16 protein-coding genes are annotated in these 20,247 nt (G+C 47.0%); 11 read left to right on the top strand and 5 right to left on the bottom strand.

Annotated elements, in window-relative coordinates; all coding sequences use genetic code 11:
* Positions 1-238: 238 nt before the first annotated feature.
* From MPQ_RS08970 to galU, 6 genes are all read left to right on the top strand, one after another.
* Positions 239-1,420 carry a glycosyltransferase family 2 protein gene (locus MPQ_RS08970; RefSeq protein WP_013442606.1) on the top strand — a complete coding sequence of 394 codons (1,182 nt, stop codon included), beginning with the start codon at positions 239-241 and terminating at the stop codon, positions 1,418-1,420.
* A 17-nt stretch (positions 1,421-1,437) separates the two neighbouring features.
* On the top strand, positions 1,438-2,472 hold the full coding sequence (locus tag MPQ_RS08965; RefSeq protein WP_255348594.1) for an acyltransferase: 1,035 nt from the start codon (positions 1,438-1,440) through the stop codon (positions 2,470-2,472).
* Between the two features lie 48 nt (positions 2,473-2,520).
* Positions 2,521-3,261, top strand: coding sequence for a WecB/TagA/CpsF family glycosyltransferase (locus MPQ_RS08960; RefSeq protein WP_049821895.1), 741 nt, complete (start codon positions 2,521-2,523; stop codon positions 3,259-3,261).
* Between the two features lie 90 nt (positions 3,262-3,351).
* Positions 3,352-4,773 (top strand): mannose-1-phosphate guanylyltransferase/mannose-6-phosphate isomerase, encoded by a 1,422-nt coding sequence (locus tag MPQ_RS08955; protein WP_041362231.1) that lies wholly within the window; start codon positions 3,352-3,354, stop codon positions 4,771-4,773.
* Between the two features lie 33 nt (positions 4,774-4,806).
* A complete protein-coding gene (gene galE / locus MPQ_RS08950; RefSeq protein WP_083801061.1) occupies positions 4,807-5,790 on the top strand; it encodes a UDP-glucose 4-epimerase GalE in 984 nt (327 codons plus the stop codon).
* A gap of 120 nt (positions 5,791-5,910) precedes the next feature.
* Complete coding sequence (galU, locus tag MPQ_RS08945; RefSeq protein ID WP_013442599.1) at positions 5,911-6,810, top strand: UTP--glucose-1-phosphate uridylyltransferase GalU; 900 nt, start codon at positions 5,911-5,913, stop codon at positions 6,808-6,810.
* Positions 6,811-6,819: 9 nt separating this feature from the next.
* Here the strand turns inward: galU and MPQ_RS08940 are convergent, their stop codons facing one another.
* Positions 6,820-7,464: a lytic transglycosylase domain-containing protein gene (locus MPQ_RS08940; protein WP_013442598.1), complete on the bottom strand. Its 645-nt coding sequence runs from the start codon at positions 7,462-7,464 to the stop codon at positions 6,820-6,822.
* 127 nt (positions 7,465-7,591) lie between these two features.
* Here MPQ_RS08940 and mutS point away from each other — a divergent pair, with 127 nt between their 5' ends.
* The gene (gene mutS, locus MPQ_RS08935) at positions 7,592-10,171 is read left to right on the top strand and encodes a DNA mismatch repair protein MutS (protein WP_013442597.1); all 2,580 of its coding nucleotides are present in this window, start codon (positions 7,592-7,594) and stop codon (positions 10,169-10,171) included.
* A gap of 140 nt (positions 10,172-10,311) precedes the next feature.
* Positions 10,312-12,288 (top strand): acyltransferase family protein, encoded by a 1,977-nt coding sequence (locus tag MPQ_RS08930; protein WP_013442596.1) that lies wholly within the window; start codon positions 10,312-10,314, stop codon positions 12,286-12,288.
* Here the strand turns inward: MPQ_RS08930 and arsC are convergent.
* The 3 genes from arsC to MPQ_RS08915 form a co-directional block, all read right to left on the bottom strand.
* Positions 12,285-12,641, bottom strand: coding sequence for an arsenate reductase (glutaredoxin) (gene arsC, locus MPQ_RS08925; RefSeq protein ID WP_013442595.1), 357 nt, complete (start codon positions 12,639-12,641; stop codon positions 12,285-12,287). The two genes, MPQ_RS08930 and arsC, sit on opposite strands and share 4 nt — an antisense overlap.
* Before the next feature lie 75 nt (positions 12,642-12,716).
* Complete coding sequence (locus tag MPQ_RS08920) at positions 12,717-13,619, bottom strand: glycosyl transferase family 14 (protein ID WP_013442594.1); 903 nt, start codon at positions 13,617-13,619, stop codon at positions 12,717-12,719.
* Positions 13,620-13,716: 97 nt separating this feature from the next.
* Positions 13,717-15,576, bottom strand: coding sequence for a methanol/ethanol family PQQ-dependent dehydrogenase (locus MPQ_RS08915; protein ID WP_041362229.1), 1,860 nt, complete (start codon positions 15,574-15,576; stop codon positions 13,717-13,719).
* A gap of 208 nt (positions 15,577-15,784) precedes the next feature.
* Here MPQ_RS08915 and MPQ_RS08910 point away from each other — a divergent pair, with 208 nt between their 5' ends.
* Positions 15,785-16,807, top strand: a complete 1,023-nt coding sequence (locus tag MPQ_RS08910; RefSeq protein WP_013442592.1) for a hypothetical protein — start codon at positions 15,785-15,787, stop codon at positions 16,805-16,807.
* Positions 16,808-16,816: 9 nt separating this feature from the next.
* Here the strand turns inward: MPQ_RS08910 and MPQ_RS08905 are convergent, their stop codons facing one another.
* On the bottom strand, positions 16,817-18,256 hold the full coding sequence (locus tag MPQ_RS08905; protein ID WP_013442591.1) for an MOP flippase family protein: 1,440 nt from the start codon (positions 18,254-18,256) through the stop codon (positions 16,817-16,819).
* 215 nt (positions 18,257-18,471) lie between these two features.
* Between MPQ_RS08905 and MPQ_RS08900 the strand changes: the two genes are divergently transcribed.
* Together MPQ_RS08900 and MPQ_RS08895 are read left to right on the top strand one after the other, a co-directional pair.
* Complete coding sequence (locus tag MPQ_RS08900; protein WP_013442590.1) at positions 18,472-19,374, top strand: glycosyltransferase family 2 protein; 903 nt, start codon at positions 18,472-18,474, stop codon at positions 19,372-19,374.
* A 24-nt stretch (positions 19,375-19,398) separates the two neighbouring features.
* Positions 19,399-20,205, top strand: a complete 807-nt coding sequence (locus MPQ_RS08895; RefSeq protein WP_049821894.1) for a glycosyltransferase family 2 protein — start codon at positions 19,399-19,401, stop codon at positions 20,203-20,205.
* The last annotated feature ends 42 nt before the right edge of the window (positions 20,206-20,247 follow it).

Below are 20,247 nucleotides of genomic sequence, written 5' to 3'. Positions count from 1 at the left end.
TGGAGAAGCATATCCAAGATGATTCTTGAGTCAATGGTCATTGTGTCACCATGTTAGTTTCATTGATGGAGTCGCACGTCCACCTAGGTATCGCTACGCAGTCATCATCGTTCGCAGATATTGTTAATTGTCTGATCGGCTGAGCCATCTAATAGTTGATGGCACACTCACACTATCTCGCATTTGCCAGATTCGGGCCTGTATTGACAGGTGAAAATTAATCTTCGAGGAATATGTTATGTGGATTGTTTCCGCAGTTTTCCTGCTAGTTCTTTTGCTGTTATCTATCCCTGTGTTGGTATTTCTTATTCAGGTTGTCGCTTCCTTTTTTTTACATGAATCGCGGCAGGGGCATTCAGGAAAGGCGCTTTCCATTGCGGTTCTTGTGCCAGCACACAATGAAGGAGAAAATCTTCTTCCTACCTTGCATAGTCTCCAGCAACAGCTCAAACCACAAGACCAACTGATCGTCATTGCCGACAATTGCAGTGATGACACTGCGCAACAGGCCCAAGCTGCAGGGGCGCATGTGCTCGTGCGTCAAAATGAAACATTACGTGGTAAAGGTTATGCCCTAGATCATGGTGTTCGCTATCTTGAATCACACACAAGGCCAGAAGTCGTCATTGTCGTAGATGCGGATTGTTTGCTTAAGCCTCGTGCACTCGAAGTACTGGCTCAACAAGCATTTGAAACACAAAAGCCTGTGCAGGCTTTATACCGCATGTACTCGCCCCAAGGTGCTGGTTTGAAGACGCGCATTGCTGAGTTTGCCTGGGAAGTTAAAAACTATGCACGCGCCTCAGGCTATCTGGTGCTGGGTTTGCCTTGTCAACTAATGGGGACTGGCATGGCCTTTCCCTGGGCATTGATACAGCAGGCTAATCTTGCCAGTGGGCATATCGTGGAAGATTTAAAGCTGGGATTGGAGCTTGCCTCCGCTGGTAAGGCGCCATTATTTTGTCCTGAAGCGGAAGTGACCAGTGTTTTTCCTCTGAATAATGAGGGTCTCAAAACACAGCGCACTCGCTGGGAGCATGGGCATCTTGGCATGATAGTAAAAGAGGCACCCGCCATGATTTTTCGAGGCCTAGTGACCCTTAATCCTGGCTTGCTGGCGCTGTCCCTGGATATGGCGGTTCCGCCACTGGCTTTATTAACCCTTCTGGTAACTGCGATAGCGAGTTTGTCCATCACCGTGCTTATTTTCAGCACCGGACTCATGCCTTGGGTGTTGGGGCCAGTTTTATTCGTGCTGCTTGGGATTGGCGTTTTTCTTGCTTGGCTTAAGTATGGGCGACATATTTTGTCATTATCCAATCTGGCATATGCACCACTTTATGCTCTTGCAAAAATACCGTTGTATGTGAAATTCCTGATCAAACGTCAGGTGAACTGGGTCAGGTCCAAACGTGATTGATAATAAGGAATACATGCGTGCAGGGTAATCGCTTTCAAGCCTTGGATGGATGGCGGGGAATGAGTATTCTCATCGTCCTTGCATGCCATTTGTTGCCTTTGGGGCCACACGCATGGCTATTGAACTTTGCTGCCGGCTTATTAGGTATGTCACTTTTTTTTACCTTGTCGGGGTTCCTGGTTACCAACATCCTAATTAAAAATCAGGATGTTGTTGGTTTCCTTATACGGAGGTTATTCCGCATATTGCCGCTTGCGTGGTTGTATATGGCAGTTTCGCTGTTGATTTATTCGGCCGACATGCAAACCTGGCTGGCTCACTTTCTGTTTTATGCCAACTATCCACCCAAGCCATTTATCCCTCACATAACAGAGCATATGTGGAGCCTTTGCGTGGAGATTCATTTTTATCTTGGCGTGGCATTGTTGGTGGCGCTACTCAAGAAAAAAGGGTTATTGTTAATTCCGATACTCTGCGTTTTGATCACCTTGCTACGTCTTAGCCAAGGCATGTATTCCTCTGTAATTACCCATTTTCGCGTAGATGAAATTTTGACTGGGGCCACCCTTGCATTGGTGCTCGGAGGTCATCTGGGAAATAAAGTCAGAGACCTGATGACACGCACCAATTTTTGGCTGATCGCCATTCTATTGCTGATTTCATGCCATCCTTCCGGAGGGCCTCTGAATTACCTCAGGCCTTATTTTGCTGCACTGCTTGTGGGCATTTCTCTGACCAATCCTGACAAGCTTTACACCCGCTTTTTGTACCATCGGTGGCTTTTTTACGTGGCTAGTATTTCTTATGCCCTGTATGTAGTTCACCCCCTGTTGGCTGATACATGGCTGGGCACCGGTGACACGTTGTTAGAAAAGTACATGAAGCGCCCATTGCTGTTTGCAGCGATTTTTCTGGTGGCGCATATTTCGACCAAATACTATGAAGGCCCGGCCATGCGCTTAGGCAAATCACTCAGTGAACGGTGGGGGAAAAAATCCAAGCCAGTGGCAGATCAGGTGTCTCAAAATGGAGACAAGATCAATATTTCTTAAGTAAATGATTGCAAACAGATGAGCTTGAGATTGAGGATTGGGTAATACGTGAGTAATGCAGATAAAACGGTAGAAATTGCAAACTATCCGGTTTTGGAGACAAACCCGGAGCGGCTGTCAGCACAAATATATGCACGAATAGCTGCTGGACATCAAACATTGCTGTTTTATGCCAATACCAACTTTATTGTGCAATGTGATCATCTAAGGCAAAGCCTTGATAATCAGGATGTCATTATTGTGAACGATGGTATCGGTATGGATATTGCTAAGTGGCTTCTGACCGGAAAACGTTTTTCATGCAACCTGAATGGGACAGATTTCACGCCATATCTGCTTAGCCATGCTAGCAAGCCCATGCGGGTATTTTTGCTTGGCGCCAAACCAGAAGTTGTAGAAAAAGCGGCCATGCATGTCATCCAGAACCTGAACCAACTGGTTACCGGATATGCGGATGGATATGCAAGCATGCGCGATGAGCAAAGCCTGATTGCCCGGATAAAGGCAGCTGCACCAGATTTGCTGCTGGTTGCGATGGGTAATCCCAAACAAGAGGAATGGATACTGCAACATGCTCACCAACTTGATATCCCCGTTATTTCAGGTGTGGGTGCATTGTTTGATTTCTGGTCTGGGACCAAAGCGCGTGCGCCACTATGGGTGCAAAAAGTACGCATGGAATGGTTTTACAGGCTATGCCTTGAGCCTAAAAGGCTAATCAAACGATATTCGGTGGATATAGTGAAATTCTTCTATATATTGCGTGTGAATCGCAAAACAAGGAAGTAGTAATCGAATGTCTACTCCTTGATGAGTGCGTTAAATACAATAGTATTGTAAGAGAATTGAATCATCATAAAAATTAATTGCGAGACGCATATGACCATAGTTCCAATTATTCTGTCAGGGGGATCCGGCACCAGATTATGGCCCCTCTCCAGACAGGCGTTGCCGAAACAGTTATTGCCACTGACCTCTGGCTATTCGATGTTGCAGGAAACCTTGCTGCGTCTCGGGGGCGTAAAGTCGATAGGAGCGCCTATTGTTGTATGTGGAAATGATCACCGTTTTCTGGTGGCGGAGCAGCTGCTCGAGATAGGTAGCAAACCAAGAGCCATTATTTTGGAGCCTGCCGGACGCAACACCGCACCAGCTATTGCGGTTGCCGCAAGTTGTCTGCAACAGGATGCGGCAGATGATCTCATGATGTTGGTCTTGCCTGCGGATCATGTTATCCAAGATCATGCAGCATTTGCTGCAGCAATTGACATTGCTGCTGAGGCCGCGCAGCAAGGCCGCCTGGTAACGTTTGGCATTAAACCTACTATTCCTGAAACCGGTTACGGCTATATTAAGGGCGGCGCAGCGCTTGCCAGTTGCCCCGGCAGTTTTGAGCTTTCCCGCTTTGTTGAAAAACCCAATCTTGAAACAGCCAGGGAGTATCTTGCTTCGGGGGATTACTACTGGAACAGCGGCATGTTCCTGTTCAGTCCCAAGCAATACATGGAAGAGCTCACCCAATTTGCTCCGGAGATCGCCAGCAAGGCCAGCGAGGCACTGGAGCAGAGCTACACTGATCTCGACTTTGTGCGCTTGCATGAAGCCAGTTTCAAGGAATGCCCATCGCAATCGGTCGACTATGCGGTGATGGAGCACACGCGCAACGCCGCCGTAGTCCCTGTGGATATTGGTTGGAGTGATGTTGGCTCCTGGACGGCACTCGCCGATGTGCTGGACAAAGATGATGCGGGCAACGTCACGGTAGGGGATGTTTACCTCAATGGCGTCAAAAACTCCATGGTGCGCAGTGAAGGCCGCATGGTCGCTGCGCTGGGTGTGGAAAATCTCATCATTGTGGAAACAAGTGATGCCGTCCTCGTTGCACATAAAGACGCTGCGCAGGATGTGAAAAAGATTGTCGATTATCTGAAAGAGCAGGGGCGCAAGGAGCACGAGTACCATTCGCGCGTATACCGCCCTTGGGGTTGGTATGAAGGTATTGATGCGGCTGAGCGTTTTCAGGTCAAGCGCATCATGGTCAAGCCCGGCGAAAAGCTCTCATTGCAAATGCACCACCATCGGGCAGAGCACTGGGTGGTGGTGAGTGGTACTGCTATTGTGACCAAGAATGGTGAAGCCGAAATGTTATGTGAAAACCAGTCTACTTATATTCCGATCGGCACTACGCACAGACTAGAAAATCCCGGCAAGCTGCCTTTGCACCTGATCGAAGTGCAATCGGGTGGTTACCTTGGTGAGGATGACATTGTGCGTTTTGAAGATACATATGGCCGCAAATAAGAATTTTAAAAGAACGGGAAGAAAGGGTTGGCGATGAAAGTTTTGGTGGTAGGTGGTGCCGGATACATCGGTTCGCACATGGTGAAAATGCTGTTGGGCGAAGGCCATGATGTCATCACGTTTGACAATCTGTCGTCTGGCTATCGTGATGCAGTGGTCGGCGGTACCTTTGTGCAGGCGGACCTGGCTGACAAGGCGGCGCTGGATGAGGTGTTTGTGAAACACGCGCCCGATGCTGTCATGCATTTTGCCTCCTATATTCAGGTTGGCGAGTCGGTGCGGCACCCGGACAAGTATTACCTCAATAACTTTACCAACACCATGAATCTGCTGGATGCCATGGTGAAGAATGGGGTGAATTACTTTATTTTTTCATCCACTGCGGCTGTCTTCGGTGAGCCGGAGTATGTGCCGATCGACGAAGCGCATGCCAAGAACCCGCTGAATCCCTACGGCCGTTCCAAGCTGATGGTGGAGCAGGCGCTGGGCGATTATGAGCGCGCTTATGGCATCAAGTCGGTTTGCCTGCGCTACTTCAATGCGGCGGGGGCTGATCCTGAAGGCCAGCTCGGTGAGCGTCACGAGCCCGAGACGCATCTGATTCCGCTGGTATTGCAGGCCATCTCCGGCCGACGCGACAACATTACGGTGTTTGGTCGCGATTACGATACGCCAGACGGTACCTGCATCCGCGATTACATTCATATTGTCGACTTGTGCAGCGCGCACTCGCTGGCCTTGCGCAAATTGATGGAAACCAACATCAGCCGCCGTTATAACCTGGGCAATGGTGCTGGCTTCTCTGTGCAGGAAGTGATTGCCGCGGCGCAAAAAGTGACAGGCAAGCCGATCAAGGTGGCTGAAGGCGAGCGCCGTGAGGGTGATCCGGCCAGACTGGTGGCGGATGCCTCACTTGCGCGCAGTGAGCTGGGGTGGAAACCGGTGTATGCCGATCTGGACACGATTATCCAGCATGCCTGGCAGTGGGAGTCCAAAACAGTTGGCAAGCCTGTTTGATTGGTCCTTAAGGGCTATTTAATATTTCGGTCATTGGTGTACATTACATTAATGATTTTTATCACGATGATCGCAACCCCTTTTCAGCGATCATCCAACCTGTTGGGAGATTAAACTCAAATGCGTCAAAAAAATGTCACTAAGGCAGTCTTCCCGGTCGCGGGCCTGGGTACGCGTTTTCTGCCGGCTACAAAAGCCAATCCCAAGGAAATGTTGCCTGTCGTCGACAAGCCATTGATTCAATACGCGGTTGAAGAAGCGGTTGCTGCTGGCATCACCGATCTTATTTTCATTACTGGCCGTAACAAGCGCTCCATCTCTGACCATTTCGATATGGCCTACGAGCTGGAAAACGAGCTGGAACGCAATGGCAAGAAGCAATTGCTGTCTGTGGTGCAGAATATTGTTCCCAAGAATGTGAACTGCATCTACATCCGCCAAAACCAGGCGCTGGGCCTGGGCCATGCGGTCAAGCTGGCAAAGCCTGTGGTGAATGATGATCCATTTGCCGTGATTCTGGCGGATGACTTGATTGATGCCAAAGTGCCTGTGGTCAAACAAATGGTAGATGCCTACCAGTATTACCGTTGCTCACTGCTCGGCGTGCAGGAAGTGCCGCGCGATCAGACCAAGAGCTACGGGATTGTGGCAACCCACCCGATGAGCAATGGCATTGAGCAAGTGGCTGGTATCGTGGAAAAGCCTAAGCCAGAAGAAGCGCCTTCCAACCTGGGTGTGGTCGGCCGTTATATCCTGACGCCCCGTATTTTCCATCATCTGGAAAACCTGCAAGCCGGTTCCGGTGGCGAGCTGCAATTGACCGATGCGATCGCCAGCTTGCTGAGCGAAGAACAGATTCTGGCATACCGCTTTGAAGGTACGCGTTACGATTGCGGCTCCAAGTCCGGTTTCCTGGAAGCTACCGTGCGTCTGGGTCTGAAGCACCCTGAGTGCGGCAAGGATCTGCGTGCCTTGTTGGAAGCCATCGCCGCTGAAGGCCTGGTTGGCAAGAAGAAGTAATGAGATAGCTTACCGCTGCGACGTCATGCGGTAACTTTTCAAGGTCGAGGGCGCCAATGTGGTGCCCTCGATGTATTTTCGGGGCTGGTTTTGTGGCTGTTGTTTGATGGACTTGCCGCTGAGCTTTTCATATTGCGCCATCACCTTGGGCACATACGCCTGGGTTTCTGCATAAGGCGGAATCTCGTTACCGTATTTTTCCACCGCGCCTTCACCTGCATTGTAGGCCGCAATCGCCAGGTCCAGCCGGCCGGGATATTTCTTCTGCAGCAGGCTGAAATAGCGCGTGCCAGCCTTGAGATTGGCACTGACCGAGCTTGCACTATTCGTCACACCAAACCGATTGCCGGTTTCGGGCAGGACCTGCATCAAGCCCATGGCACCTTTGCTGGAGATGGCATCTTGCCGATAGCCTGACTCCACCGAGATCAGGGCATGCACCAGGCAAGGGTCCAGCCCGGAACTGCGGGCGGCGGAGAGGATGGATTTGGCATGCGGCTTGGCAGAGAGCGTTTGACGCTGTTGGGCCTGCGCATCGGCAGAGGGCTGCAATTGATAGGGTGTCGTTACGCCGCAGGGGATGGACTCAGTTGACGCACCATCGCCTGCCCATGCCACAGGCAGGGCAGAGATAAAAAAGGCGGAAACCGCCATGTTTAATCTGCAAATAAATGGCATACGATTTAAAATATTGCCAGTTCAGAGAGCATGCTTTGCATGTTAACAAGAAAATGCGGCTTTAACAGCGCACTAACTCCGCTACGGAATCACTGCTCAACCCATGACCACCACTGCTGTCGATACGCCAAGCCCATCTGCTGAAAATCATACGCCCATGATGCGCCAATATCTGGGGATCAAGGCGCAATATCCTGACATGCTGCTGTTTTATCGCATGGGCGATTTTTATGAACTGTTCCATGATGATGCCGAGAAAGCTGCCAGGCTGCTGGGCATTACCCTCACCAAGCGTGGTGCTTCCAATGGCGAGCCCATCCGCATGGCCGGTGTGCCTTATCATGCCGCTGAGCAATACCTGGCCAAGCTGGCCAAACTGGGCGAGGCGGTGGCGATTTGCGAGCAGATCGGTGACCCGGCCAAGAGCAAAGGTCCGGTAGATCGGCAAGTCACGCGCATCCTGACGCCAGGCACCCTCACCGATAGTGCCTTGCTGGATGACACTCGCGATAATCTGCTGGTCGCCGTATCGGCCGGGGAGGGGATTGTCGGCCTTGCCCGCATTAATCTGGCAGCCGGGCAACTTGTACTCACCGAAGTCGCCCCTGGCCTGCTGGCGCAGGAACTGGAGCGTATTTCTCCTGCTGAATTGCTGCTGGCCGATGGTTACCAGCATCCCAGCATTGAAGCGCTGAAATGCCCGAAAAAACGCCTGGCGCCATGGCAATTTGATCTCGACTCCGCCACGCAGTTGCTCACGCAACAATTCAATACGCATGACCTCGCTGGCTTTGGCTGTGCCGACCTCACCCAAGCCATCTCGGCTGCAGGAGCGTTGCTGGATTACGTGCGGCACACCCAGCGCAGTAGTCTGCCGCACATCAATGCCTTGTCGGTGGAGCAGAGCGGCGAATATATTCAGTTTGATGCTGCGAGCCGTCGCAATCTTGAGATAGACCAAACCCTGCGCGGCGAACCCGCGCCCACCCTGTATTCACTGCTGAATACCTGCCGCACAGCCATGGGCGCACGCTTGCTACGGCACTGGCTGCATCACCCACTGCGGGATCATGCCGCGATACAGGCGCGCCTGGAGGCCGTTGCTGCGCTATTGCAAGGCGATGCTCTGCAAGCCCCCCGGAAGCTGCTTAACAACATTGGCGATATCGAACGCATTACCGCGCGCGTGGCCTTGAAAAGCGCGCGTCCACGCGATCTTTCCGGCCTGCGCGATAGCCTGCAGCAATTACCGGAACTTCAGCAGTCCCTGACCAGCTTGCCATCCGCGTTATTGCAGCAGGCGATGGCCTTGCTGCAGCCGCCCGCCGAGGTGACATCCTTGCTTGCTGCAGCCATACGCCCCGAGCCCTCATCCGTGCTGCGTGAGGGCGGGGTGATTGCCGATGGCTATGATGCCGAGCTGGATGAGCTGCGTGGCATACAAACCAATTGTGGTGAATTTCTGCTCAAATTTGAGGCAGAAGAGCGCGCCCGTACCGGCTTGGCCAACCTCAAGGTGGAATACAACAGCGTCCATGGCTTTTACATTGAAATCAGCCGCGCGCAAGCCGAGCATGCCCCTGCCGAATACCGCCGCCGACAGACCCTTAAAAACGCCGAGCGTTTTATTACGCCCGAGCTCAAGACCTTTGAAGACAAAGTGCTCTCCGCCAATGAGCGTGCGCTGGCGCGCGAAAAAGCGCTGTATGACGCTTTGCTTGATGCGCTGGCGCCCTATATTCAAGCCCTGCAAGCCAATGCCCACGCCGTGGCCGAGCTGGATGTTATCGCGACCTTTGTCGAGCGCGCTCAGGCTCTGAACTATGTGCAGCCGGAATTTACTGCTGAAGCGGGTATTCAGATCACCGCTGGCCGTCACCCAGTGGTGGAGCAACTGGCGCAGCCCTTTATCGCCAACGATGTGCAGCTAACGCCATATCGGCAGTTGCTGCTGATCACCGGCCCCAATATGGGCGGTAAATCGACCTATATGCGGCAGACAGCCCTGATTGTGCTGCTGGCACATTGCGGTTGCTTTGTCCCCGCCAAGGCCGCGCGTATCGGGCAGGTAGACCGCATCTTTACCCGCATAGGCGCTTCGGATGACTTGGCCGGTGGTCGCTCGACCTTCATGGTGGAAATGACCGAAACCGCCAACATCCTGCATAACGCCACCGAGTACAGCCTGGTCTTGCTGGATGAAATCGGGCGGGGCACCTCTACATTTGATGGCCTCTCGCTGGCCTGGGCCGTCGCCCGCCAACTGCTGGAGCGCAATCGCAGCTACACTTTGTTTGCTACACATTACTTTGAACTGACGCGGCTCGTGGAAGATTTCAAGCAAGCCGCCAATGTGCATCTGGATGCTGTAGAACATGGCAATGGCATCGTCTTCCTGCACGCCGTGCAAGAGGGGCCAGCCAGCCAGAGTTACGGCCTGCAAGTCGCCCAACTGGCGGGTATTCCACGCTCCGTTGTCAATGCAGCCAAACGCAAACTGGTGCAACTTGAGCAGCAGAATATACAGGCAGGCCCGCAAGGCGATATGTTCAGCCAGCAGGCTGCCGCCGAGCCACAAGTGGAAGTATCGCCCGCACTGGCTGAACTGGAGCGCCTTGATCCTGATGATCTGACGCCCAAGCAGGCGTTGGAGGCGCTGTATCGCCTGCGAGCTATGCTCTAACCGGGGTGTGCTTACCTCATGGTCACATTACGCCACATGATGCATCGTATCTGTTTAATTAACGATAGCCGTCATAGGAAATCTGTTAAGTAATAATGCTTTAATCCCTTATTCATGCCCCTATTTCACTACCTCTACATATGATCAATAAATTCCGTACTGATATTAATTTTTTACGTGCATTCAGTGTGTTGATGGTGATTTTTTACCACTTCAAAATGCCGCTTTCTCAGGGGGGATTTATTGGGGTCGATGTGTTTTTTGTGATCTCTGGATTCTTGATGACACAGATCATTGTTACGGGAAAAGAAAGTAACACTTTTAATTACTCCCAGTTTTTAATGTCGCGCGTTAAACGTATATGGCCGGCAATGGGAGTGATGTTGCTGACTCTTTTAATAGCCGGCGCTGTAATTTTGCCTCCATGGGATGCAATGATTCTTGCTAAACAGGCCCTCTATGCGGTGTTGTTTATCTCAAACCATTATTACCTTGGCTCTTCAGGATATTTTGCAGGAGACGATGATACTCGATGGTTACTCCATACCTGGTCACTGTCGGTCGAGTGGCAGTTTTATATGATTTACCCCTTCATTATCGGCTTAATTTATACGGGTTTATCCAGAAGAAATTTAACAAAAGCCATTAGCATTCAACGCGGAATGTTTACATCACTAGTTGTTCTATTTCTGGTCTCATTTGTATTTTGCATTGTCTATTCCCAGAAAAGCCCATCTACTGCTTTTTTTGCATTGCCATTGCGCGCCTGGGAAATGATCGCAGGCGGGCTTGCATTTATCGGTTTTCGACATGTTGAATTTTCAAAGCGACAACGTAGTTTTCTTGGATTGTTGGGAATCGCCATCATCATCCTTTCATTTTTTGCGGTCAGGCAATTCAAACTTGAGCAATTCTGGCCCAGTTTCTATGCATTTTTTCCCGTGTTTGGGGCATTCGTGCTGTTGATCGCAAACGATAGAGATAATGTGCTGTTTAATAACCCAATCTTGCAAAAAATAGGCTTATGGTCATATTCGATTTATTTATGGCATTGGCCCTTAGTGATTGCCTTTACAATCACCTTGGTATTAGAAAAATATACTGGTCTTGCAAAAATTTCCGGTGTTCTTATATCGATACTTTTAGGTTTTTTATCGTTTAATTATGTTGAGAAATACTTTAGTAAGAAGAACCCCGTAAGTCAGATATCTATAGTAAAGAAGTCTCTGGCCCTTATCATTGTTCCTGGCATCATGGCGTTTGGCTTAAGCCTCACTAACGGTCTCGATATCAGGGTAAGAGATAACGCCGATTTTTACGCACAACTGCAGAGTAAATCTGAATCACTCAAACTGCCAAAGCCCTGCGGAAATGATCGAAAGCCTGCTAATCAATTAACAGCGTGTACCATTGATAAAAGTACAAACAAAAAAGCACTCGTGATTGGGGACTCCCACGCTCAGCATTTGTATCCATGGTTTCTAAAGAAAGCTCCGTACACGACAGATTTTTTTATCTCCCTCGGTTGCCCTACCGTGCCAGGGTTCAATAGAACTGTTCCGGGATTTTTCTGCGATCAATATTCTACTGAGGCATGGAGTAAAGCGCTCTCCGGCAAATATGATGTCGTATTTGTATCAGCGAATTGGGCAGGGATTTCAAAGAACACGACAGGAATGTGTTTGGTCCAGGGCGATCGTTGCTTGGCCACCGTCGGTCTTCCTGCCGACGAGTCGCCTATCGCGGTACTGCGAGCAGAGCTTGAAAAGGCGGCTGAACGAAATATTCATATTGTCATGATAGGTGGTACGCCAAGTTTTCCGCACTCGGTGCCACAATATATCTACCGCAAAATGTATTGGAACACTAACGCCAATGTGCTGATCGACAAACAACATTTTCAGGAGGAAATAGCCGAGTTCTCATCTCTTTTTGATCAGTATGCACAAAAGTATCCCGGTATTATTTCATCTGAATCATTACTTGAGAACTTGTGTGCGGATAACACATGCAAGATTTACGATGAAGAACTCAAGATGCAGGTATTTCATGATAAGGATCATTTTTACCCCAAATGGATTATCCAGCGTGGGGATGTCCTAAGCCGTTATTTTTAAGGCTTCAATATCTCCAGCACTCGCTCAGCGGGCCTGCACAAGCGAGTGCCATGACGCGTAACGACAATAGGCCGGTTAATCAGCACAGGGTGGCTAACCATAGCGGCGATTAAATCCTCATCTGATAATGAGAGGTCACTCAGATTCAATTCCTGATAGATTTCTTCATTACTACGCAACAAGTCCCTTGCTTCCATACGGCTGTCTTTTAACCATTGCTCGATGGTTGTACTGTCTGGTGGTGTATTCAGATACTCAATTACATTGGGCGAAATACCTGCATTTTGAATCAACGCCAGGGTTTCTCGCGACTTACTGCATTTAGGATTGTGGTAAATAATGACGTTGATCAAAGAAACTCTCCAAATTTACAAAAGAGCGTGCTTGCCTATTCACTCTGAGTTTTTATGGTGGAAATTAAGACTAATTTAATTAGGACTTTTTTTTCTGGATTCAATGATTTTATTTACAAGTTCAGCCGAATCATCTCTGAACTTTCTTGCGAAAAATATCTCTCCTCCACCGTAAATTGAATTATCGGAAAATTTTGGATCAGTAGTTAAAAATAGAAGATGTTTTTCTGATATAAACTCCGGGCTTGCTTTTCCTGCACTCCAGTCAGCGTATGTGAAATTCCTTTCAATTTTTTCTTTAAATCTTGAGTTACCCAAAATGGTGTGAAAGAAAGTTTCGTCTGAGCAGCCAGTGTGCTGAAAAAACTTAACAAACTCCGGGTTTCTTTTACAGTAATCAAGCACATATTGGCAGGCATCCATCGTCAGAGCCCACCAATTGGAGCCAGCATAAGGGATTAAACCTTGAATGTGTTTTGTGTGATCGCGGTGCAAGGGAAATATTCTCAATGTATATAACAGTCTATGAATTACTCTGATCACGAGATTACGTTTGGGGCGCAATCTGTACTCATCGAGCCTGGCTGTTGATTTGTCTGCACCAGGCGTGTTCATGGCTACAAATTCAATAAACTCCTTGTCAGGGTTGGCAGCAAAATGAGATTCAATATACTCTCTTGATCTCACAGGGTAGTCTGCTCCGCTAAGTAATACCAATCGATCAACCCTAGTAGGAGATTGCAACGCGTCTCTGATCAGGCTCAAAGTGGCTTCCACTTGGGAAAAGTCACCCCAAAATACATCAGTGCGATGTGAAGTAAATTGGATGTGCGGATGTGCGATGTCTGAATATTTGTTCATATCAGATTTGGCATCAAGGTGTATAAAGAAATATGCATCATCGCTTGCAAGAGCCTCTATCAGCCTTTTTAGATGGTGAGGCGTATTATGAGCCAAAATAAGATAGGCAATTTTCATGGCGTGCATCCTGAACTTCTTTATTGATTAGAATTAAATGGCTTTATTTATCCTACGCGTTACATTTTTGCATGGCGGTCGCTATTTTTGTGATAAATCAGGGATTTTTTAGCGCAAATACATTCAAGGCGCCTCCGCCTGGCGCGGCATTGTATTTCGCGAGGTCGCGGAATGCGCCTGCCGTGCCAGCGCCGTCTGAATCCTGGGTAAGCCCTTGATTCAATGCAATGCCTGCCCAGCCGCCGATGCCTGAATACACACCGATGTATTGCTTGCCATGATGGGCGTAGGTCATGGCATTGCCCACCACGCCCGAGCCCACCTGAAACTGCCATAGCAACTTCCCATTGCGTGCATCCAGAGCTTTGAACCAACGATCCAGCGTGCCGTAAAACACCAGATTACCTGCCGTCGCCAGCGCGCCACCCCATACGGGATAAGGTTCGCGGTTATACCATTTGGCCTGACCTTTCAGTCCATCCCACGCCATGAAGCCCCCCATGACACCGTCCGGACCGGGGAACATGGTCAGGCTGGCGCCAGCCCAGGGTTGCCCGGCGACGTACTTCGCTTCGACGGCTTCATACCGCATGCAAAGGTGATTAAGCGGGACATAAAACAGGCCGCTTTTCGGAGAATAAGCCGCAGGCTGCTCGTCTTTCGCCCCGAGGGCTGCGGGGCAAATGTTGGCAGTCTCCTGATCTTCATGCGTGGAGTAGCGCGGATCTTTTTGCGGCACGCCCGTAGCGAGGTCCACATGCGTTGCCCAATTAACAAAGGGATGCATTTTGGCAGCAACGAGCAAGGTGCCATCACGTCTATCCAGTGTGTAGGCAAAGCCATTGCGATCAAAATGCGTCGCCAGTTTTTGCTTGCCGTGATCCCATAAAATGACCTCATTTACGCTGTCATAATCCCACTCGTCATGCGGGGTGAGCTGGTAGCCCCATTTCGCCATGCCAGTATCCAGATCGCGGGCGAACAGCGTCATTGCCCATTTGTTATCGCCGGGCCGCACATCGGGATTCCATACCGACGGATTGCCGGTGCCGTAATAGACCAGATTGAGAGCCGGATCATACGAAAACCATCCCCAGACTGGCCCACCGCCATGCTCCCAACCATTGCCTGCGGCTTGTGGCTTCAGCCAGGTGCGTACGCCAAGATTTTTTTCCGGGTATGCCAGCCGATCTTTGCTTAAGGCCTTGAAGGCGCCGCCTTCCTTGTTGCCGCCATTCACATCCTCGTAAACGGAGAGAGCGCTGTAATGCGGATTAGCCTGATTGAAGTCGGGGCCTATGCGTACATCCTCATCCGGCCCCATGCTGTAAGCTTTCCAGACCTCATGCCCATCCTTGATGGCGTAGGCCGCCAGAAAGCAGCGTACACCAAATTCGCCACCGCTACAGCCCGTCAGCACTTTATCTTTGAATACATAAGGGGCGTTGGTGTTGGTGGCTCCAGTTTTGGGATCATTGACCTGCTTTTCCCATACCTTTTGTCCGGTATGGCTATCAAGTGCGACCAGCATGCCATTGTTCTGCTGCAAAAAAATCTTGTTATCGCCATAAGCCAGACCACGACTGACATTGTCGCAGCAGAGGATGCCCTGTATATCGTCCGACTGCTTGGGAAAATAAGACCAGAGGATTTTCTGCTGATGATTCAAGTCCAGTGCATAGACGTTATTGGGGAATGCCGTGTGCACATACAGAATATTGCCGATGACCAAAGGTGATCCTTCATGCCCGCGCGTGATGCCGGTGGAGAAGGTCCAGGCCAGGTTCAACTGAGAAACATTGGCGTTCGTCAACTGAGAAAGCTGGCTATATCCCTGGTTATAGCTATCACCTCGAGGTGATAGCCACCGGCGGGCATATTGTCTCTTATCAACAGCATTTGCAGAAGAAATGCCGCATGCAAGCACGATAATAAGAGCTGACCATTGATATTTCATTGGAAGTTAAAACGTACGGAGTTAAAAAACGATGACATCATATGCTGATAATATGTACTTGAAGGGTTTTAGCATTTTTACTACTTTGTCAATAGACCGTCTTAACCATACTGGTTTGGCATTAACTGGTGTAATTTTGGAATAATAATTGCTTGAATCATCAACATCAAAGCGCAGCTTAATAGTTTCTCATACCATGAATGTTCAAATGTCTCAAAATATAGCCGAAAGAAGAGTGGCATTTTATCCAGAAAACGATAAAACAAATGCCTATATCTCGAGAATGAAAGGTTTAATCTCAAAATATGCAAAGATTGAACCAATACCCAGTCTGAAGCTAGCGCTTATAAAAGCAGTTCAAGGAAATTTTTCTGTTTATGATACGGTTTGGTTTAATTTCATCGAAAATGATTTTATTAAATCAAATGGAAAATTGGCTGTATTTAAGACTGCCAAAATATTTATCAAGACATTCCTCATTAGTAAGTTGGCGCGCAGATCAGTCTTTGTTCGTCATAACCATTATCCACATGCAACAGCTTCAGAGCACGCAGAGCTCTTGAAAAGAATCATTGACGTGTATGAAAGACTTTTTGATTGCATCATCACGCATTCAGGTGCGGAGGCGGAAGGAGCAAAAATATATTGTCCGCATCCATTATATGAAATAAGACCTATAACAAAAACTCCTGTTTTGGACTACGCATTACCTCAAAATTATTTTGTGGTATTCGGACGAATTGTTCGATACAAGAAAATAGAAGAGCTCATTAAGCATTTCCCCGATAATCAATGCCTTTTGATAATCGGCTCTGTTGGAGATGAGTTGTATGCGAGGGAACTGGAGGGCGAATTAGATTTAAAGTCTAATGTTATATTTAAACCAGGTTTTATTGATGACGACATCGCTCAATATCTTATTGAGGGATCAAAGGGGCTGGTTCTATCTCATTCAGATGATGACATGGTGGTAAGTGGCAGTTTTTTTTATGCGCTTAGTATTCATAAAAAGGTCTTTGCGGTGAGTACAAAATTTCTTGAGTGGGTTCAGCCAGTTGTCGGTGAAGATATGCTTCATGTCGAGCCAGACTTACCTTCTCTTTGTACCATTATCAGTTCTATGAATTATTCTAGAGATTTCGTCAAAGATGATTCTAATATAATTGAAAATTTTGGGGATGCACGGGTTTGTAAGTCTATTGTTATGGCATTAGGTATCAACGACATTTGATAAAATCTTTTAAGATGTTTTTGATTTCCACAAGAGTTTAATCATATTGTCGAGTGATTGATTGAATACTTTTATCAGAAGTAAAAAATATATTAATGCACCCGTAATGCTGATTAATGCAACAGTTAATATGGATGGATAACCTTTGCTGATCATTATTAAAGTAAGAGGGTAAGTGATAAGGCCCATCATGCTTGCTGAAAGGATGGGAGCTTTAATTGTGTTAATAAGTTCTTTGAGTGAACTTGAAAGCGTTTTTACAGTAAAGTGGCTACACACAATCGCATTTAAAAAATTCCCCACAAAGTAGAAGAACGCTAGTTCTACCAGGCCGTATTGGGCGCCGATCAAAAAGGACGTAACATTAATAACTGTGCCGAGTAAGCCCAGTTTAAACATAAGATTGGTTTTTCCATAAGCAGTGAAAACGGTGCCAGTAGTACTAACTGCAGACTGAATTAGGCCGACAGGTGCAAGCCAGGCCAGAATAGCGACTACAGCTGTCCACTTTGGTCCAAATGCAACGGCAACAAAAGGCTCACGCAGTACCCATAGGCCCACCATCATTGGTGCTGTTAGCGTAACAATCATGTTTAATGATTTTAGATAAAGCGTTTTTGCTTCGTCTTTATTATTTTGTAATCTGCTTAAGGTAGGAAGAAGTACACGATTTACCACCCAAGTTAAGTTCTGTACTGGGAATAGCATCAATTTATATGCCATTGAGTATGTACCCAATGCTACTGAACCTAACATGCGACCAATTACCATGCTGTCGGCATTGCGGGAAAAATAATTTACAAAATTAAATGCGGTTAGGTTTCCTGTGAAATGGAGCAGAACTTTAAATTCATGGGTACTCCATAGCAGCCGCGGATTCCAGCCTGAATGTGACCATAACCAAACACTGGAAATCAATGAAGTTACGATGGCTGGAATAACAAAGCTATATACTCCGGCACCATTAAGCGCTGCAATGATGGCAACACCCAGTCCGGCTGCCTGTGTCATCAAATCCATAATTGTCAGCACCTTAAATTTTGATGATCTTTCTAAAAGGGCTTGGTGAACAGTGGTTGAGCTGCTGATGGGGAAAATGATGGCCATTAATGTTAAAACCCCGACAAGTTGAGGCTCTTTAAAAAATATGGCAATCAGTGGGCTTGTCAGCCAAAGGACAAGCCCTAAAACAGTTCCCATGGCCATATTTAGCCAAAATACTGTCGACATGACCTCCGGAGTGAGTTCCTGCTTTTGAATGATCGCTGTGCCAGTTCCCATCTCGCGTAACATCCCTGCTAGAGTGGTAACTACAGAGGCCATTGCCATCACCCCATAATCGGATGGGGGTAACAATCTTGCCAGGATAGCCATACTTGCTAGCTGAAACAGTATTTTTGAGGCTTGGGATATCCCCACCCATCTAACGCTGCTTATTAATTGGCTCATTTTGATAAATATTCAATATTCTGCTGGGTTTTGGTTCAAAAAATGATGGTAAGCTTCTACCCTATAGATAATATATTATATGTATACAGGTAATAGTAATTTTATTAATACTGAAAACAAAAATACATATAATTTACAAAAATATTTTTCATGTGTTAGTTGATTAATAGATATCAAGAATGAATATTACAGTTAATTAAAACAAGGTCTTGTAAATGTTAAATGCAGATTTTTTAGTATCGGTAATTATTCCAACATACAATCGATATGACTCTACTTGCAGGGCCGTTAAGAGTGTTTTAAATCAAACATATAAAAATATCGAGATTATAGTCGTTGATGATCGTTCCAAAGATGATAGTTATGAGCGATTGGGGCATTTTTTCAAGGATTATAATCAGCAGGTTATATTAATTCAAAATCCTGAGAATTCAGGGGCGGCAACTGGCCGTAATAACGGCGTGAAGTTAGCTAAAGGAGAATTTGTCGCTTTTCTCGATAGTGATGATGAATGGTTTCCAAAAAAATTGGAAGTCCAGCTTCAAAAGCATTTAGAGCGAGAGGGAGGAAATCTACCTATTATTTCTTATGCTACAGCAAAATTAGAATACCCTATTAATGGTCACAAACAAAATCCAGTTCGAAACTTAAAAAGTGGAGAGAAGCTGGAGGAGTATATTTTTCTTGACAATCAGGATGTGCAAACTAGTGGTTGGTTAATGCGAAAAGAGCTTTTCAATCGCATCAAATTTACTGATAAATTGCCAAGACATCAAGACTTGGATTTTGTATTCAGAGCTCAGGCGCAGGGGGTCAGTTTTTATCTTCCCGTGCTTGATCCTTTGTATGCACGAGGACATGGGGATAAGAATCAGCATGTGGGCATTATTAAGGATGATGGCTTTACCTTGAAATGGTTGAAGTCTGTTGAACTTCTTATTTTACCTAGGGCATATCATTATTTTATTATGGATAATATCTTCCCCTTGGTACTTAACCGTTCAGTAAAAGGTGCATTTATATTGCTTTTTGAAGCAGCGATTTCTGGACAATTCTTTTTAGGAAAGTTTAAATATTTGGTAATTAAGGTAATAAAAAATCTTTTTAATACCCGATAAATTAACCATTTTATGAACAAAGATATGCAAGATATTGAATACACGGCCCTTATCCGCACATATAACAGTGCGCCCCTTGTTTTTGATGTTATTGAAAAGTTAAAGAAGCAGACTGTGCCTCCTGCTTACATTATGGCAGTAGATAGTGGCACCTCGAATGAAGCATTGCATGAGCTAAGCTCGAAGGTCGATCAACTGGTCGATATTTCTGACAATGAGTTTAATTTTTCTAGGGCAATCAACTTAGGAATAGCACAATGCAAGACTAAATATGTGTTAATTATCAGTTCACATGTATTATTAAACTCACCTCATGTCATTGAAAATTTGCTTACTTCTCTTCAGCAGAATGAATGCGAGGTTGGTTGCATAAGTTGGGACCCTGTGGCAGACAATAAATGGGTGGTGCGTGTCGTTACGCCATCAAATTTCAACGGCGAAAATGCTCTTAATAATTCATGCAGTTTTATGCCGGTAGAGTATGCAAAAGAGCTTCCTTTTCGAGAAGAGGTCTTTTCAGCGGAAGATCAGGAGTGGTCTGTGCGTTATTTTAAACGCTACAGAAAGCCTATTGTCGCTGTTCATAGTTCACACGTGGCTTATCTCAATGCCAGATTTAACTATACAAAGAAATTGAATGAGGAAATTGCATTGGCATATTATGTCGATCCATCTAGAAGATCATTGAAAAATGTAGGTTTGTGGCTACTGAAAGTAATGTGGTCCATAGGTCGTCGTGATTTTCCTAAAGCATTATTTCGATTAAAAGTAGCTTTTCAATTAATTCTAATGAGATTAAGGCCTCCCCATAAATCCTCTCGCTATTTTTAATAGTTGGTTAAAAATCGTTAGTTTTATGGAAATAAAAAGGAC

The sequence above is a fragment of the Methylovorus sp. MP688 genome, from assembly GCF_000183115.1.
Taxonomy (GTDB): domain Bacteria; phylum Pseudomonadota; class Gammaproteobacteria; order Burkholderiales; family Methylophilaceae; genus Methylovorus; species Methylovorus glucosotrophus.
The sequence above is the reverse complement of the archived record's forward strand: the minus strand, read 5'-3'. Positions and strand labels throughout refer to the sequence as shown.